This is a genomic window from Rhizobium sp. BT04 (genome assembly GCF_030053135.1).
GTDB lineage: Bacteria > Pseudomonadota > Alphaproteobacteria > Rhizobiales > Rhizobiaceae > Rhizobium > Rhizobium binxianense.
Map to the genome: position 1 here is coordinate 2,862,937 of NZ_CP125652.1, position 17,594 is coordinate 2,880,530.

The following is a 17,594-nucleotide window of genomic DNA, read 5'->3' on the forward strand; positions in this document are numbered from 1 at the left end:
TCTCCTTATTATCCGATTTTGCAAACGCGACGACGGCCAAAAGGGTTCCCTTTTGGCCGTCGCGAATCGCCATGTTTTTCAGCGTGGAGAACGCTGTTATCCGAGCGGATATCCCTCTTCGGGATCGGTGACTTCGCAACCATTGATAGACAGAGTGTAGCCGCTGTCATTGGACGCTTTTGAGACCGAAATGCGGTATTTGCCGCCCCCTTGCTCCACCTCTGCCGCAAAACCGTCCCATTCCGAAGGGAGCGACGGGCGCACGTAGAGCCGGCCGCCCTTCAGCCGGATGCCGAGGATGCCCTCGACGGCGGCGCGGTAGAGCCAGCCGGCAGAGCCGGTATACCAGGTCCAGCCGCCGCGCGCCGTATAAGGCTCATGGCCGTAGACGTCGGCCGCCACGACATAGGGTTCGACGCGGTATTGCTCCGCCGAAGCCTTGTCGAGCGCATGGGTGATCGGGTTGAGGATCTGGAAGCAGCGGAAGGCGTCGTCGCCCCGCTTCAGCTCCGCCAGCGCCATCACCACCCAGGTCGAGGCATGGGTATATTGCCCGCCGTTTTCGCGCACACCCGGCGGGTAGGCCTTGATATAGCCGGGATCTCTGGCGGAATTGACGAAAGGCGGCGTGAACAACCGGATGATGCGGGCATCCTCGTCGACCAGCTGGTCGAGCACGGCCTCCATCGCCGTGACGGCGCGGGCCGGATCGCCCTCGCCCGACAGCACGCTCCAGGACTGCGCAATCGAATCGATCCGGCATTCGGGGCTTTCCCGGGAGCCGAGCAGCGCACCGTCGTCGAACGTGCCGCGGCGATAATAGCCGCCATCCCAGGCCGCAGTTTCGAGCGCCTTCTTCAGCTCCGTGAGATGCGCCGACCAGCGTTCCGCACGGGCGGTGTCGCCGCGCTCTTCGGCATAGGGAATGAAGGAGCGCAAGGCACCCGCCAGGAACCAGCCGAGCCAGACGCTGGTGCCGCGCCCGCCGATGCCGACGCGGTTCATGCCGTCGTTCCAGTCACCGCCGAGGAATAGCGGCAGGCCGTTTGTTCCCTTGCGGGCGATGGCGAGATCGAGTGCCAGCGCCGCATGTTCGTAAACGCTCGCCTTGTCCTCGGAAATCTCCGGCTTGTAGAAGGAGTCGTGCTGGCCCTCGAGCAGTGCCGGCCCTTCCAGGAAGGCGATCTCCTCGTCGAGCACGCTCTTGTCGCCGGTGACGGTGCAATAGTGATGGATCGCATAACTCAGCCAGACGACGTCGTCCGAGATCAGCGTGCGCACGCCTGCACCCGTTCCCGGCAGCCACCAATGCTGCACGTCGCCTTCGCGGAATTGACGCGAAGCGGCATTCAGGATCTGCCGGCGGGCAAGCGAGGGTTCGTGCAGCACGAAGGCCAGCGTGTCCTGCAACTGGTCGCGGAAGCCGAAGGCGCCGCTTGCCTGATAGAAGGCGGTGCGGGCCATGATGCGGCAGCCGAGGCTCTGATAGGGCAGCCAGGTGTTGACGAGATTGTTCATCCCGCGATCCGGCGTCGATATCTGCAGCCTGCCGGTAAAATCCCGCCAGAAGGCGCGGTTCGCCTCGACGGCATCGTCGAACGAAGCCTTGCGGATATCGGCGATGACACCACGCGCTTCTTCCTCCGTCGGCGTATCGCCGAGGAAGAAGGTGAAGTCGCGTTCCTCGCCGGCACCGAGCTCGACGTCGATCGCAAGCGCCGCGGCCGGATCACCGTCCAGGTCTGTCGTGGCGGAAAGCGAGGCGGCCGAGGTGACGGCCTGCGGCGCCTGGATCGTTCCTGCCTTGCCGACGAATTCGCGCCGACTTGCCGAGAAGCTCGAAAGCGTCTCGCTCGCCGCGAAGAAGGCGGTGCGGTTGGAAAAATCGATGCTGTAGGGATTGGTGGCAAACAGCGCCCCGGTCTCCTCATCATGCTTCGACAGGATGAAAGGCGCCGTGCGTCCCGGATTGCTGCCGAGGATCCATTCGACATAACCATAGAGACGCAGTTTGCGGCTGGTCGAACCGGTGTTGCGCAGGCGCAGGCGCTGCAGTTTCACCGGCCTTTCGCGGTCGACCGTCTGCGTCAGTTCCAGGGCGATATCGTGCTGAACGCTGGAGAAAACCGAATAGCCGAGCCCGTGGCGGGCTTCGAAACGGATGTCCGGCCGGCGGGAAAGCGCTGCAAACGGCGTCATGACGGCACCGCTGTCGAGATCGACGAGATAGAAGGCCTCGCCGGAACGGTTGATCACCGCATCGTTCGACCAGGAACTCAGCTGATAGTCGCGCGAATTGGCGCTCCAGGTAAAGCCGGAGCCCTCGGCCGACACGTGGAAGCCGAAACTGTCATTGGAGATGACATTGATCCAGGGCTGCGGCGTCGCGTGACCTCCGGGCAGGCGAACGACATATTCGCGCCCGTCGCGGGCAAAGCCGCCGATCCCGTTCCAGAAGTCGAGATCGCCTTCTTCCTCGATGACGACGGCCGGCACGACGGGCGGCGGCACCGGCGCGACCCGCTTGACGGGGGGCTTGTTGCGCTCGGCCCGTTCCATCTCCTGCAGCTCCTCCTTGGAGGGTGCAAACAGTGCCACGGCGCGGTTGATCTGGTCGACCACCTTGCCGTTCTTCGTATGCAGCGTGACGCGGGAAGCCGCGATCAGCGCGTGATAGGTACTCTCCTCCATCAGGTCCTTGCGAACCGCAAAGATATGCTGGCGCAACCCGTCGGCCTGGCCCATGCGGCGCACGTTTTCGCACATGGCGTCGAGCGCATGCTGCATGTCCTGCGCATAGGAAGATGCGCGTTCGTTCATGATGACGAGATCGGCGGTGACGCCGCGCGAGCGCAGATATTCTTGCGCCAGCAGCGCCTCACGGGCGATTTCGAGATCCATGTCGTCGTTGATGCGCAGCGTGAAGATCGGGAAGTCGCCTGATATCGCCAGCGGCCAAAGCGCCGATTGCGACTGCAGGCCGGCCTCGACGGTCGCCTCGTCCTTGCGCAGCTGCATGTCGGGATAGACGAGGTAACGTCCGAGATGCTGGAAGGCCGCTGCCTGCTGCGAGGTGACGCCGACATGGCGCATCTGCACCTGGGTGCGCGTCCAGGCCTGGACGAGCTCGTGGTTGAAGGCGTCGGGATGACGATAGCGATTGACCGCCTTGTCGACTTCGTCGCGGCTTGGGGCCGCGATGGTCCAGAAGATCACGCTGACCTTCTTGCCGGCCGGCACACGGACGGTGCGGCGCAGCGACATGACGGGATCGAGCATGAAGCCGTCGCTGCCGGAAAGTGTTGCACCCGGATCGAAGGCCGCCGCATCGGCAAGACTGCGGCCGCGACCGATGAACTTGCGCCGGTCGGTCTCGAATTCCGTATGGCGGGTGTCGCCGGCATTGTCGACGATCAGATGGGCAATGCTGATGTTCGGCTCGTTCGGATCGCGCTTGTTGCGTTCTGCGCGGATGACGTCGCCGCGCTTGCCGATCTCGGTCTTGACGAACATCCGGGCGAATGCCGGATGCGCATTGTCGGTATCGTCGGAGGTAATGACAGGTTCGAGATAGGAGGTGACTTCGATGAAACGGTCTTCTCCACCCATGTTGAGCAGAGTGACGCGGCGGGCCTCGGCATCATGCTCGGTGGCAATGATGCACTCCACTTCGCTGGTGAGGTCACCGACCGTCTTGGTGAACTGCGCCTTCTCGTCGGCGAATTCGACCTTGATCTTTTCGCCTTCGACACCCTTCGGCTCCGATGTCGTCGACCACCATTCATTGGTGGCGGTATCGCGCAGGAAGATGAAGCTGCCCCAGCGGTCTTCGGTCGGATCGGCTTTCCAGCGGGAAACGGAAAGGCCGTTCCAGCGGGAATAACCGGCGCCTGTCGCCGTCAGCATCAGCGAATAATGACCGTTCGACAGGAACACGAGTTCGCGGTCACGCGAAGCCGGGTCGCTGATCTTTCTGATCTCCGGCCGCAGGAGGTCGTCCTGGATGCTGGCGGGCGTGTCGGATTCATGCTTGCCGCTCATGACCGGAATGTCGCGCGGCGCCTTTTCCTGCAGCAGCAGCTCCGCCGCCTCGATGACCGGATCGGAGTGGAAGAGCTCGCGCAGATGGCCGTTGAAGGCGACGTTGGCGACCGCTGCGATCGACATGCCGTGATGGTGGGCATAATAATTGTAGACCACGGCGCATTTCTTGCCTTCCGGCACACGCGTCGGCGTGAAGTCGACGGCATCGTGGAAGCCGAACTTGCCGAGCGCGCCGACCTTGCGCAGCCTCTGCAGGTTTTCGAGCGCGCCCGGCGGGTCGTACTGGCTGGCGAGCAGCGATGCATAAGGCGCGATGACGGCATTGTGGCCGAGGCCGCGCTTCAGGCCGAGCGTCGGCACGCCGAAATTCGTATACTGATAATTGAGGTTATGGTCGCGGGCATTGAAGGCCGCTTCCGAAATGCCCCACGGAATGCCGAGCTTGCGGGCGTAATTCATCTGCTCGACCACGACCAGATTGTTGGTCTGGTTGAGAATGCCCCCGCCGCGCTCCTGCATGACGAGCGGCGGCATCAGATATTCGAACATCGAGCCGGACCAGGAGACCAGCGCACCGCGTGACCCCACAGGCACGACCTGGCGGCCAAGGCGGTACCAGTGTTCCGTCGGCAGATCGCCCTTGGCGATGCCGAAGAGGCTGGTCAGGCGGCATTCCGAGGCGAGAAGGTCGTAGCAGGCCTGATCGAGTTCACCGCTTTCGACGCGGTAGCCGATCGACAGCAGGCGCCGCTCCGGCCGGAACAGGAAGCCGAAATCCATCGAGAAGGCGAGATCGCGGGCCTTGTCGCGCAGCGCTATCAGGCGCGGCCGCAGCGCATCGACCTTGGAAAGGTCGAAGGTGCTGTCTGATATATGCGCCTCGCAGACCTTCACCAGGGATGCCGCCCATTGGGTGACCTCTTCGCTCTGCTTCGACTTGACCTCATGGTCGAGATTGGCGGCGAGCTTCTCGATGTCGCGCGCGAGAACGGCAAGGTTGATGATGCGGATCGAGGCGAATTCATGCTCGCGCTTGACGGCGGCAAGCGCATTCTGGAAGCCGACGATGCGTTCCTCCAGCCGCCGGCGCAGCGGGCGCACGGTCTTGCGGTCGTCGGGCAGGTCTGCCAGCACTTCACCGAGAATGCCGGCCGTGTCGCCGACGCCGTCGAGGTTGCCCTGCATATGGGCGGACGGCGCCTCTGCCCAGTTGCGGCAGGCCGACGAAATGGCGATCAGATGGCCGGCGAGATTGCCGCTGTCGACAGCCGAGACATAACGGGGCCCGAGCGTCTGCAGCGTATCGGTGTGATACCAGTTGAACAGATGGCCGCGGAATTTCTCCATTCTGTCGATCGTCGCGATCGTCTGCTCGAGCCGCTCCAGCGTCTCCTCGAAGGAGAACCAGCCGAATTGCCGGCCGGAAACGACGGAGAGCAGATAGACGCCGATATTCGTCGGCGAGGTCCGCGCCGCGACGATCACATGCGGCGTTTCCTGGATATTATCAGGCGGCAGATAATTCTGCTCGGCCGTGGTGAAGGTCTCGAAATAACGCCAGGTGCGCCGGGCGATCTTGCGCAGTTCGCTGGACACGGAATCGGCGACCTCGAGCCGGTCCTCGGTCTCTGCCGACTGGCTGACATACCAGGCGACGACGGGCGACAGGATCCACAAAAGCGCGAAGGGAATGCCGACGACGAAGGCGTTGTCGCCGGGGAGGGCTGCAAAACCGAGCGCCAGCAGCGCCAGCGCGGGCGCATGCCACATCGCCTTGTAATACGAGATCAGCGTCCCCTGGCCGCCGGCCTGGACGCTGGCGGCGGTCCGCCACTGCAGCATCAGCTTGCGGCTGACGAACAGGCGGTAGAGCGAACGGCCGATCGCATCCGCCATCATGGCGGCCGAATCGGCGATGAAGACGATCCGCAACGCGACCTGCGCATTGGCGGCGGTGATATCGGACCAGACCGTATAGAGATGGGCGCGGGCGATGATATCGCTGGTGCGCGGAATGATGCCGTTGATCAGCGACAGCGTCGGCGCGACGAAGAGGCAGAAAATCAAGAGAATCTGCCAGATGAGCGCGCCGAGCGGACTCATGAAATACCAGCCGAGCACGGAGGCGAAGAACCATGCGATCGGCGTCAGCGAGCGGCGCAGATTGTCGAACATCTTCCAGCGGCCGAGGGCCGTGACGCCGTATTTCGGATTGAACATATAGGGCAGCAGCTGCCAGTCGCCGCGCGCCCAGCGATGCTGACGCGAGGTCTCGACTTCGTAGCGGATCGGGAAATCCTCGACCAGCTCGAGATCGGTGACGAGCGCGCAACGCGCCATCGAGCCTTCGAGAAGGTCGTGGCTGAGCACGGAGTTCTCGTCGATCCGGCCCTTCAGCGACGCTTCGAAGGCATCGACATGATAAAGGCCCTTGCCGGTGAAGGTGCCTTCGCCGGCGAGATCCTGATAGACGTCGGAAACGGTGAAGACGTAAGGGTCGAGGCCGCGGTTGATCGAAAAGACGCGCTGGAAGACCGACGCGTCCTTGCCTGTTGTCAGCGACGGGGTGACGCGCGGCTGCAGCACGCCGTAGCCGCTTTCGACACGGCCGGTTTTCGGATTGATGACCGGGCGATTGATCGGATGATAGAGCTTGCCGACGAGCTTGGTGACGGCATCGCGCATCAGGCGCGTATCGGCATCGAGCGTCATGACATACTGCACGTTGGCCGGCACGGTGTTGGCGCCCGGCAGATAGGTCGTGTCGCGGTCGCCGCGCAGCAGCATGTTCAGCTCGTGCAGCTTGCCGCGCTTGCGCTCCCAGCCCATCCACACACCTTCGGAAGGGTTATAGAGGCGACGGCGATGCAGCAGATAGAAACGCGTCTTGCCGTCATAGGCATAGCGGGCTGAAAGATTGGCGATCTCGCGCCGGGCATAATCGAGAACCTCGAGATCGGCGGGCGTTTCCTCGGTGTCGCTGTCCGGCCAATCGCTGAGCAGCGCGAAATAGAGTTCGCCGCGCGGATTGGCGAGATAATGAACCTCGAGATTGCGCACGTGGTCGTCGACGCTGTCGCGGTTCGAGATCAGGCAGGGCACGACGAGCAGCGTGCGCGCATCCTCCGGAATGCCTTCCTTGAACTCGTAGCCGACCAGGCGCGCCGGCGTCACGAAGAAGGAAAGCACGGTGTTGAAGAGACCTGTGGCTCCCTCCGATGCCGGCAGTGAGAACATGATCAGCAGCAGGGCGATTTCGATCGGCCCCATGCCGGCATTCGCCATGAACCGGCCGACGATCGCCATGGCGATGACCGTCAGCAGCATGACGGGCACGGCAATTGCCAGCCAGTTGAACTGGCGCACGGCGCGCACGAAATGCTGGATGAAGGTCGGGCGATAATTCGCCCGCGCCTCGAGCTTCGGCCGCTGCGCGCCGGACAGGAAACCGCCGACATTCGGTTCATGCGGCTGCGGCTCGTCGGAGGCCTTGGCGGCATCCGTCATGTCGAGCGCCAGCTGGGCGATTTCCATTTCCGTCAGCGGCGAGCGCTTGGCCAGCTTTTCGATCTGTTTGCGATATTTGTTGCGCGAGCCGGAATCGAGGATGCCGTAGTCCGAATGCTCCCAGAGCAGCTTGTCGACATGGCTGACCTGCTCGACCCAGACCGACCATTCGGCATCGTCGATCTCGCGAAGGCTGCGGATGATGTTGCCCATCGTCACGTTGCCGGAAGACAGGCGGCTGTGTTCTGCGGTCGTCGCTTCTTCGGTGTTGCGGCCGAGTTCTTCCAGCCGCTCGTCGAGCCAGGTGATCGCCAGGCTCGATGTCTGCGAGCCGTCGCGCAGGCGATAGAGAAACTGTGTCGAGAAGGTATTGTCCTCGGCAAGCGGTTCCAGTGTCTTCAGATAGCTGGCCGCACCGGCCGGATCGGTCAGGCGCACCAATTCGTCGGCCGCCTCGTTGGCGCGGCGGCGCATGCGGCGGCTGGCTTCGACGCGGCTGGAAATGCGGCGAAGGTTTTCCACGAGCACGTAGCGCACAAGCGAAGGCAACGCCCAGAGTTCGCCGATCCTCAGCGTCTCGCTGGCCTGAAAACCGTCGACCAGCGCCGTCAGGCTTTCCTGCGAGATCGTGCTGTGGGTATGGGCGACGTAGAGCCAGGCAAGCACGAGGGTGCGCGGTACCTCGACGCCGCCGACGACCATGGTCGGCAATTCGCGATAGAAGCGGCGGGGAAAGTCGCGCCGCACCTCCTGGATCGCCTCTTCGACGATATAATGATTGTCCAGCAGCCATTCCGCCGCCGGCGTGATCGTCTCGCCGGCTTCGACGTCGGTCGCCGTCGTCCGGTAGACGCGCAGGATTTCCTTCTCGTTTTCCTTGTGGCGCGCGAAGAAATCGAAGGGGGCGAAAGCCGGCAGCTTGTCGACGCCGCTGCGGGCGACCGCATCGCCCATCGCCTTGATGTCCTCGATGGCAAGATAGGTCGAGCGGATCGAATCGTTGTGATCGATCTGCTTCGTCTCGGATTCGCGCGGAAGGCTCGGAGAAAGATTGGCAATAGACATGGGTTCGGTTCTGGATCCAAACAAAGTTATGGCTGTTTTGCTCAGCCTTTTGCACTGCTTATCATGACTGCTACATGAACGGAGCCCAATTCTTCGAAGATCGATGAATCGGGATAAATGACGCTTCGGCCCAACGCTGCGAACGGGCTACGCCCCGGTTTCAGCGCGCGGCCCGACGGATGATCGAGACCATCGGTACCCTGTCCGCGAAAGCCATGGCGAAAACTTGGCCATCATCGGAATAATTCAAGTCATGAGGCAGGAGCTATAGCCCCGGCGGGCAAGTCTTGGCGGCGGGAATGACAAGATGCCGGTAATGCGAGAGCTCTTTGATTTCGGGAAAGGAATGGGTGGGGCGTCACCGGCAAAACCGATCCCCTCCGGCCGAACGCTGGAGTGCGGATCGTCCAGGTGCGCAGCGGAAATAGGAAGCCAGCCACATCGCATGAACACGCTCGATGCGATCGCTTCAAATGGCGTGAAAAGATTAGGGAAGAATGACGATACGGATGGCAATGCCGGCCACCGGAGCAAGAGTGCTCGAGTGTCAGGAGAACGACGGGACAATCAAACGTTCCGGAATTCAATAAGGGCGGAAACCACCGCAGCGCCGGCATCTGCCGACGCCTATCATCGCCCGGATTATCCGACGACGCCGCAAACCATCCCCACGACGAACAGGAATGCCGCCGTGAAGATTGCGCCATGGAGCGCCGTCTGAAGCCGGTGACGCGTGGTGAGCGGCTTCCTCGTCCCTACGGAACCGTACTGGTTCACGTGAGTATGCGAAATACCCAGATCTGCCATATGTCGCCTCCGTTGTTCTCGTTCGGCCGGTTGTGCGGCTCGCGCTTATATTCTTATTTTATCTATCAAGTAGGTAGAGATAAATTTCCGTCTAGAGCGTACGGAAGAGAAAATTCAACCCGCCCTTCAGCAGAGCGTGCGCCATGCCCAGATCCACGACCGCTCGACGGCGTCCTCAGTCTGAGACGGGTTTGCGGGGGCCTCGATCAGCCGACGGTCCTTCTCCGCGGGAATGCATGTTGAAATCTGTTCCCTGCGGTCGGCTTTAACGGGAGGATCGAGGTAGCCCATGGTCATCCCACCGAGAAAGAACATGCTTCAACCTCCATCGATCACGAAAGCTAACAAACGTTAACGAGATCATGACAGAAGCAAGGCAGCTGTCAATAGTCTAGTTGAATGGTCGTCTTTTAGCAAAGCATTATCCTTAACGCCGCCGCCGGCCTTTTCTTTTCAACGATTTGAAAAGATTGCCCTTCACGCTTTGACGAAACCCTTGCTCGCGATCATCAAATTTTTCGTGTAGTCCTCCTGTACCGCGCCCCTGGCCAGGTCTTGCGAGCTCAATCGCTCGACGACGGCGCCGTTGCGCATGACGCCGAGCCTTTCGCACATATGGGTGACGACGCCGAGATCATGGCTCACCATCACGAAGGTGAGCTTGCGGTCGCGCCGGATCTGTTCCAAGAGGTTCAGCACCTCGGCCTGCACCGAGGCATCGAGCGCCGATGTCGGCTCGTCGAGCAGCAGGATAGACGGTTCGACGATCAGCGCCCGGGCGATCGCCACGCGCTGCCGCTGGCCGCCCGAAAGCTGGTGCGGGTAGCGGAAACGGAACCCATTGCCGAGGCCGACCTCGTCGAGTGCCCGGGCGATGCGCCTCTCGCTCTCGCCGATGCCGTGGATGGCAAGCGGTTCCAGCAGGAGCCGGTCGATCGTCTGGCGCGGATGCAGCGAACCATAAGGGTCCTGAAACACCATCTGCACGCGCCGATAGAAGGTTTTGCTGCGTTTCGAACCCGTCAGCGCTTCGCCGTCGATGGAGATTGCGCCGCCGCTGATCGGCGCAAGCCCGGCCACGGCCCGCAGCAGGGTCGACTTTCCCGAGCCGGATTCCCCGACGAGACCGAAGGATTCACCGCCTTCGACGGTGATGCTGACATCCTTCAGCGCATGAAATTCGTCGTAAACGACGCTGAGATCGTCGATCTCGAGAGTTGCGCTCATGCCGCCCACTCCGGCCTGCGGTCGAGCACCGGCAGCGGATGGCGGTTTGCGCCGATCTCGGGCATGCAGTTCAGCAACCCTTGCGTATAGGGATGTTTTGCCTGTTTGAGATCGGCGGCCGCCAGTTCCTCGACGATCTTTCCGGCATACATGACGATGACGCGGTCGCAGAAGGAGGAGACCAGCCTCAGATCGTGGGAGACGAAGATCAGACCCATGCCGCGCTCCGACACCAGCCTGTCCATGATCCTCAGCACATCGAGCTGCACCGTCACGTCGAGCGCCGAGGTCGGCTCGTCGGCAATCAGCAGTTCAGGCCCGGCGATCAGCATCATGGCAATCATCGCCCGCTGCCCCATGCCGCCCGAGACCTCATGCGGATGCAGGTCGAAGACGCGCTGGGGATCGCGGATCTGCACCGCTTCCAGCATGGCGAGCGCGCGATCGCGCGCCTCCGCCTTGCCGACCTTCTCATGCGTGCGCAGCGTTTCGCAGATCTGCCGCCCGATCGTCATGACCGGATCGAGCGAGTATTTCGGATCCTGCAGGATCATGGCGATGCGCTTGCCACGCAGCCTGCGCCTTTCGCCGGCAGACGCCTTGATCAGGTCGATGCCGTTGAAATCGAGCCGGTCGGCCGTGACGATGCCGTGTTTCGGCGTCAGACCCATGATCGCCCGGCCGGTCTGCGACTTGCCGGAACCGGATTCGCCGACAATGCCGAGCCTTTCCTTGCCGAGGGTGAAGGAGACGCCGCGCACGGCCTCGATCACGCCGGTGCGCGTGGGGTAGCTGACCTTGAGCTTGTCGACGGTCAGAAGTGTCGTCATTGGCCGCTCTCCTTCGGATCGAGCGCGTCGCGCAGGCCGTCGCCGAGGAGATTGAAGCCGAGGCTGACGATGAGGATGGCGATGCCGGGCATCGCCGCGACCCACCATTGATCGAGAATGAAGCGCCGGCCCGAGGCGATCATCGCACCCCATTCCGGCAGCGGCGGCTGCGCGCCGAGGCCAAGGAAACCGAGACCGGCCGCCGTCAGGATGATGCCCGCCATATCGAGCGTCACCCGCACGATCAGCGAGGAAATGCAGAGCGGCATGACATGGCGCACGATGATGCGGAGCGGCGAGGCGCCCATCAGCTTCACCGCCGAAATATAGTCGGACCGCCGCACCGTCAGCGTCTCGGCACGCGCGATGCGGGCATAGGGCGGCCAGGATGTGATGGCGATGGCGATGATCGCGTTCTGGATGCCCGGACCGAGAGCGGCGACGAAGGCCAGCGCCAGCACCAGCTTCGGAAAGGCGAGGAAAATATCGGTGATGCGCATCAGCGTCGCATCCACCCAGCCTCCGGCATAACCGGAGACCGTGCCGACGATCAGCCCGATCGGCGCCGAGATGACGGCGACGAGCACGACGACGAACAGCGTCAATCTCGATCCGTAGATCAGCCGCGAATAGATGTCGCGGCCCTGGTCGTCGGTGCCGAGCAGAAATTCACCCGTTCCGGGCGGCAGCAGCCGGGCATTGCGGAGATCGCCGACGACGGGATTGTGCGTGGCGATCACATCGGCGAAGGCGGCGATGAAAAGCAGCGCCACGATGATCAGCAGGCCGACCACCGCAAGCCTGTTGGCCGTGAACTGCCGCCAGGTGATGTAGGCGCGGCCGAGGCGGGCCTGCAGGCGCGATTGCGGCCGGTCGGAAAGCAGCCACTCGCGGCGGCTCATCGTCGGAGATGGGCTGGCAGGGGCCGTCATCGGTTTCGCGTCCTCGGGTCGAGCGTCCGGTAGAGAAGATCGGACAGAAGGTTGATGCCGATGAAGATCGTGCCGATGACGATCGTGCCGCCGAGCACGGCATTCATGTCGGCATTCTGCAGCGAATTGGTGATGTAGAGCCCGATGCCCGGCCAGGAAAACACCGTCTCGGTGAGCACCGACCCTTCGAGCAGACCGGCATAGGAAAGCGCAATCACGGTGACCAGCGGCACGGCGGCATTGCGCAGCGCATGGCCCCAGATCACCCGCGTTTCCGAAAGACCCTTGGCCCGCGCGGCAACGATATATTCCTGCGAAAGCTCGTTCAGCATGAAGCTGCGCGTCATCCGGCTGATATAGGCAAGCGAGAAATAGCCGAGCAGCGAAGCGGGCAGGATGATGTGGCGGAAGACGTCGTAGAAAACATCCCATTGCCCCTGCCAGGCGCTGTCCAAGAGATAAAAGCCGGTGATCGGCGTGAACGTATATTCGAAGACGATGTCGATGCGGCCGGGAAAGGCCACCCAGCGCAGCTGCGCGTAGAAGATGACGAGCGAGATCAGCGCCAGCCAGAAGATCGGCACCGAATAACCGATCAGGCCGACGACGCGCACCACCTGGTCGGCGATGCTGCCACGACGCACGGCGGCGAGAACGCCGAGCGGCACGCCGACGAAAGCGCCGATCAGCGTTCCGAGCGTTGCGAGCTCTATCGTCGCCGGAAATGCACGGCGAATATCGACCATGACAGGATTGGTCGTCAGCACCGAATTGCCGAAATCGCCGGACAGGACGCCTTTGATATAGATGAAGAACTGCTGATAGAGCGGCAGATTGAAACCCATCTCCTGGCGCACCCGCTCGACGACATGGTTGGGGGCGCGATCGCCGAGGATGGCGAGCACGGGATCGATCGGCACGACGCGGCCGATGAAGAAGGTGACGGCCAAGAGGCCGAGATAGGTGGTGACGGCGGCAAACAGGAACCGCCCCAGCGCCTTTGCGAAGGCCTTGGCACGGCCCTTTCGGGGCCGCGCCTCCTGTCTTGTTTCGACGGTGCTCAAACCACTCAATCCTGCCGGACTATTCCTTGGCGATCGGACCGACAAAATTGGTGTCGAAGCTCGGACCCAGCTTGAAGTCCTTCAGGTTCTTGCGATAGCCAGCGACCTCGGTCTGCTGGAAGATGAAGACGAAGGGGCTGTTTGCCAGATACTTCTTCTGGATGTCCTGATATATGGCGGCGCGCTTGGCCGCGTCGCGTTCCAGAAGGGCTGCCTTGGCTTGCTTGTCGAGTTCCGGCGCTTCCCAGCTGTTGCGCCATGCGAGCGTCTTCACCGTGCCGGCGTCGGAATTGTCGGGATTGCCGGTAAAGGTATCGGCATTGGAATTCGGATCGAAATAGTCCGAACCCCACTGGCCGATATACATGTCGTGGGTGCGGGCGCGGTACTTGGTCAGCGTCTGCTTGCCATCGCCGGGGATAATTTCCATCTTCACGCCGGCCTGCGCCAGCGTCTGCTGCATGGATTCGGCGATACCGGTGACCGGCTGCGTGTTGCGCACGTCCATGGTGATCGAGAAACCGTCGGCCAAGCCGGCCTTGGCGAGCAGTTCCTTGGCCTTGGCGACATCGAGCTTGTAGGGATTCTCGTCGAGTGCGCCGAGCTGGCCCTTCGGCAGGAAGGTCTGATGAATTTCGCCGATACCCTTGATCAAGGTGGCGCCGATCGCATCGTAATCGACCAGGTATTTGAAGGCTTCCTGGACTTCCGGCTTTTTCAGGTTCTCGTTCTTGTTGTTCAGGCTGACATAATAGATCGTGCCCTTCGGCGCACTCGTGGTCGCGAGATCGGCATTCTTCGACACCGCGTCGATGTCGCCCGGCTCGAGGTTGCGGGCGATATCGATGTCGCCGGCTTCGAGCGCCAGCCGCTGGGCAGAACTTTCCTTCATATAGCGGTAGATGACGCGGTTGAGCCTCGCCTTGTCGCCGTAATAATTGTCGTTGCGCTCCAAGACGACGACTTCGTTAGCGCGCCATTCGCGCAGCTTGTAGGCGCCGGAACCGGCATAGCCGGTCTTCAGCCATTCATTGCCGAAATCATTGTCGTATTTATGCTCGGCATCCGGCGTCACCGCCTTCACATGCTCCAGCACCAGCTTCTTGTCGACGACCGACGCGACCGTTGCCGTCAGGCAGTTCAGCACGAAGCTCGGCGCATAGGCCTTGTCGACCGTGAAGACGAAGGTATTGGCATCGGCCGCCTTGGCCTTTTCGGCAATATTGTCGCCGGTCAGGCCGAACTGGGTGAGGATGAAAGCCGGGCTCTTGTCGAGCTTGACGGCACGTTCGAACGAATAGGCGACATCGTCGGCGGTGATCGGGTTGCCGGAGGCGAATTTCAGGCCCGGCTTCAGCTTGAACGTATAGGTGAGGCCGTCATCGGAAACGCTCCAGCTCTCGGCCAGATCACCCTTCACCTTGGAGGTGTCGTCCATGTCGAGACGAACGAGCAGGCTGTAGCTGTTGGTGGTGATTTCGGCGGTCGACAGCTCGAAAGCCTCGCCCGGATCCATCGTGATGATATCGTCGATGGCAAAACCCTCGACCAGCGTGTCTTTGGGCGTCTCGGCGAAAGCCGAGGGTGCGGCCATCATCAGGAGCGAAAGAGCGGCACCCGCGGAAAGCAGTCGGAAATTGCGGCTGAGCCTGGTGATCATCATGGTTTGTTCCCCTGTTCTCGATTGATTGCGAAGCGTTTTGTCGACATGTCCATTAAACTGTTGTCCGTTCTGAGCGCGTCCAGAGGCGCGCGGCGCTTTAGGCCCGCGCCTCCCGCCAAGCTTGTGCCAGAATGCGAAGCCAATTTTCACGGGCAAGTTTCGTGAGATCGGCTTCACCATATCCAACCTCCCGGAGAGCGGCAATCAGCTTCTGATTGCCGGCCGCATCGCCGATTTCCTCAGGAATGGTGGCGCCGTCGAAGTCCGATCCGAGCCCCACGCAATCTATGCCGACGCGGTTCACGAGATAGTCGATGTGGCGGATCATGTCGGCAAGCGGCGTCTCGCTGTCCGAGCGGCCGTCGGGACGCAGCATGGCGGTGGCGTAGTTGATGCCGACGAGCCCGCCGCTTTCGCGGATCGCATCGAGCTGCTTGTCCGTCAGATTGCGCGCCACCGGCGTCAGCGCGTGGGCGTTCGAATGGCTGGCGACCAGCGGCTGGTCCGTCGTTTTCGCCACGTCCCAGAAACCCTTTTCGGTGATATGGGCAAGATCGATCAGGACCCCGAGGCGATTGCATTCCCTCACCAGCGCGAAGCCGGCATCGGTGAGGCCCGGCGCCGTATCCGGCGACATCGGGAAGGCGAAGGGCACCCCGTAACCAAAGACATTGTGCCGGCTCCAGACCGGCCCGAGCGACCGCAGACCGGCCGCATAGAACACCTCGAGCGCCGAAAGATCGGCGCCGATTGCCTCGCAGCCTTCCATATGCATGACGGCTGCAAAAATGCCGTCCGCCATGGCGCCGCGGATATCCTTCACCGTCCGGCAGAGCCGCCAGGCGCCGGCCTGGTCCAGCCGCAGCGCAATCGCCGCCATTTCGGTGGCGATGGCAAGGGAAGGCAGCGGATCGAGAGGGGCCGCCATCGGCGTGATATAGCGACCGTCGGCATCCGGGTCGGCGAAGACGAGATCGCCCGAGGGAATGTAGATGGCGCAGAGACCGCCCGAAAGGCCGCCCTCCCTGGCCCGCCGGGCATCGATATGGCCGACCGTCGTACCGCCTGCGAATTCGGCGATCGGATCGCTGCCGTCTTTTGAATGTGTCCAGAGTCGGAGGAGAACGTCGTTGTGACCGTCAAATACGAATTGCATCTGTCTTCCTGCGCTGCCCTACTGCATAATTCCTTAAATCGGAATCGATTCAAAGTGCTACAGCGTCCTTTACGCGTCTTTTCAGACGCGCGGCGCTGCAGAGGGCGAATGATGCAGTCAGAATAGAAAAGCTGACGGAATTCGCCACCTCTTTTTTCAGAAATTGGTTACCGACCTCCGGAGCTTCGCCGGAATCGAAGCGGGGGCCGAAGCCCCCGCGAAAACCTCGGATCGTGTGGCCGCAAATCAGTGCTTGCGGCGCTTCTTCTGTCGGTAGACGTCGATGACGACAGCCGCGACGATGATGAAGCCCTTGACGATCTCCTGGTAATAGGCGTCGATCCTGAGGAAGGTGAAGCCTGATGTCATGACGCCGAGGATGATGGTGCCGATGACGGTGCCGGTGATACGCCCGACGCCGCCGGTCAGCGAGGTGCCGCCGATGACGGTCGCGGCGATCGCGTCGAGTTCATATCCGACGCCCATGCTCGCCTGTGCGGTTTCGGCGCGGGCCGCCGTAACGATCCCGGCCAGGCCGGCAAGCAATCCGGCAATCACGTAGACCTTGACGAGATGCGCTTCGATGTTGATGCCGGAAACGCGTGCCGCCTGCGGGTTCGCGCCGATGGCATAGGTGAACTTTCCGTAGCGGGTATAGCGCAGCGCAATGTGAAAGATCAGCGCAACGACCAGGAAGACGACGACCGGCCACGCCTTGGTTCCGATGAAATGAAACTGCTCGGTGATCCCGGAAACCGGCTGGCCCTTGGTATACCACTTCGCCACACCTCTGGCGGACACGAACATGCCAAGCGTTGCAATGAACGGCGGGATCTTGGTGTAGGCAATGAGCGCGCCGTTCGCCAGACCCGCGGCCGCCCCGATCAACAGGCCGACGACGATCGGCACGACGGCCGGCAGGTCGGTCAGCGACGGGAAGACGGCCCGCCCCCAGGTCGACGACTGGGCAAAACTGGTCGCGATCATCGCGGTCATGCCGACGACCGAACCTGACGAAAGATCGATGCCGCCGGTGATGATGACCTGCGTGACGCCGACGGCGATGATGCCGATGACGGAGACCTGCAGGATCATGATCGTCAGGCGCTGCGAATTCATCAGGAAGCTCTGGCCGATGAACATCCAGCCGAGCACTTCATAGATGAGCGCGATGCCGACGAGCACGAGGAAAATGCTGAGCTCAGTCGGCAAGCGCCGCCGCCGTTGCCGGGTTGCGAGCGGAGCCGCGCCCTCTGCTGCCTTGGTACTCATGTCAAACCTCCCTTGGGCGATCGCCGA

General features: G+C 62.1%; 10 protein-coding genes. 1 reads left to right on the plus strand and 9 read right to left on the minus strand.

Going from position 1 to position 17,594, the window contains the following annotated elements:
- Positions 1-96 precede the first annotated feature (96 nt).
- A complete protein-coding gene (locus QMO82_RS22375) occupies positions 97-8,616 on the minus strand; it encodes a glucoamylase family protein (protein WP_283196548.1) in 8,520 nt (2,839 codons plus the stop codon).
- Between the two features lie 445 nt (positions 8,617-9,061).
- Here QMO82_RS22375 and QMO82_RS22380 point away from each other — a divergent pair, with 445 nt between their 5' ends.
- Positions 9,062-9,337 carry a hypothetical protein gene (locus tag QMO82_RS22380; RefSeq protein WP_183608749.1) on the plus strand — a complete coding sequence of 92 codons (276 nt, stop codon included), beginning with the start codon at positions 9,062-9,064 and terminating at the stop codon, positions 9,335-9,337.
- Positions 9,338-9,549: 212 nt separating this feature from the next.
- Here the strand turns inward: QMO82_RS22380 and QMO82_RS22385 are convergent, their stop codons facing one another.
- From QMO82_RS22385 to QMO82_RS22420, 8 genes are all read right to left on the minus strand, one after another.
- The gene (locus tag QMO82_RS22385) at positions 9,550-9,738 is read right to left on the minus strand and encodes a hypothetical protein (protein ID WP_183608497.1); all 189 of its coding nucleotides are present in this window, start codon (positions 9,736-9,738) and stop codon (positions 9,550-9,552) included.
- A 162-nt stretch (positions 9,739-9,900) separates the two neighbouring features.
- Positions 9,901-10,650 (minus strand): ABC transporter ATP-binding protein, encoded by a 750-nt coding sequence (locus QMO82_RS22390; RefSeq protein WP_183608496.1) that lies wholly within the window; start codon positions 10,648-10,650, stop codon positions 9,901-9,903.
- Positions 10,647-11,480, minus strand: a complete 834-nt coding sequence (locus tag QMO82_RS22395) for an ABC transporter ATP-binding protein (RefSeq protein ID WP_183608495.1) — start codon at positions 11,478-11,480, stop codon at positions 10,647-10,649. The genes QMO82_RS22390 and QMO82_RS22395 overlap by 4 nt, the downstream gene beginning before the upstream one ends.
- Complete coding sequence (locus QMO82_RS22400; protein ID WP_183608494.1) at positions 11,477-12,412, minus strand: ABC transporter permease; 936 nt, start codon at positions 12,410-12,412, stop codon at positions 11,477-11,479. The genes QMO82_RS22395 and QMO82_RS22400 overlap by 4 nt, the downstream gene beginning before the upstream one ends.
- A complete protein-coding gene (locus QMO82_RS22405; RefSeq protein WP_183608493.1) occupies positions 12,409-13,476 on the minus strand; it encodes an ABC transporter permease in 1,068 nt (355 codons plus the stop codon). The genes QMO82_RS22400 and QMO82_RS22405 overlap by 4 nt, the downstream gene beginning before the upstream one ends.
- 19 nt (positions 13,477-13,495) lie before the next feature.
- Positions 13,496-15,139 (minus strand): ABC transporter substrate-binding protein, encoded by a 1,644-nt coding sequence (locus tag QMO82_RS22410; RefSeq protein WP_183608492.1) that lies wholly within the window; start codon positions 15,137-15,139, stop codon positions 13,496-13,498.
- A 97-nt stretch (positions 15,140-15,236) separates the two neighbouring features.
- Entirely contained in the window at positions 15,237-16,295 is a 1,059-nt protein-coding gene (locus QMO82_RS22415; protein WP_183608491.1) for a dipeptidase, read from the minus strand.
- 246 nt (positions 16,296-16,541) lie between these two features.
- The gene (locus QMO82_RS22420) at positions 16,542-17,567 is read right to left on the minus strand and encodes an ABC transporter permease (RefSeq protein ID WP_183608490.1); all 1,026 of its coding nucleotides are present in this window, start codon (positions 17,565-17,567) and stop codon (positions 16,542-16,544) included.
- Between the last annotated feature and the right edge of the window lie 27 nt (positions 17,568-17,594).

Bases quoted from the DNA above. Each gene is read 5' to 3' on its own strand.
- QMO82_RS22375 (WP_283196548.1), bottom strand. From the start codon at position 8,616: ATGTCTATTGCCAATCTTTCTCCGAGCCTTCCGCGCGAATCCGAGACG.
- QMO82_RS22380 (WP_183608749.1), top strand. From the start codon at position 9,062: ATGAACACGCTCGATGCGATCGCTTCAAATGGCGTGAAAAGATTAGGG.
- QMO82_RS22385 (WP_183608497.1), bottom strand. From the start codon at position 9,738: ATGTTCTTTCTCGGTGGGATGACCATGGGCTACCTCGATCCTCCCGTT.
- QMO82_RS22390 (WP_183608496.1), bottom strand. From the start codon at position 10,650: ATGAGCGCAACTCTCGAGATCGACGATCTCAGCGTCGTTTACGACGAA.
- QMO82_RS22395 (WP_183608495.1), bottom strand. From the start codon at position 11,480: ATGACGACACTTCTGACCGTCGACAAGCTCAAGGTCAGCTACCCCACG.
- QMO82_RS22400 (WP_183608494.1), bottom strand. From the start codon at position 12,412: ATGACGGCCCCTGCCAGCCCATCTCCGACGATGAGCCGCCGCGAGTGG.
- QMO82_RS22410 (WP_183608492.1), bottom strand. From the start codon at position 15,139: ATGATGATCACCAGGCTCAGCCGCAATTTCCGACTGCTTTCCGCGGGT.
- QMO82_RS22415 (WP_183608491.1), bottom strand. From the start codon at position 16,295: ATGCAATTCGTATTTGACGGTCACAACGACGTTCTCCTCCGACTCTGG.
- QMO82_RS22420 (WP_183608490.1), bottom strand. From the start codon at position 17,567: ATGAGTACCAAGGCAGCAGAGGGCGCGGCTCCGCTCGCAACCCGGCAA.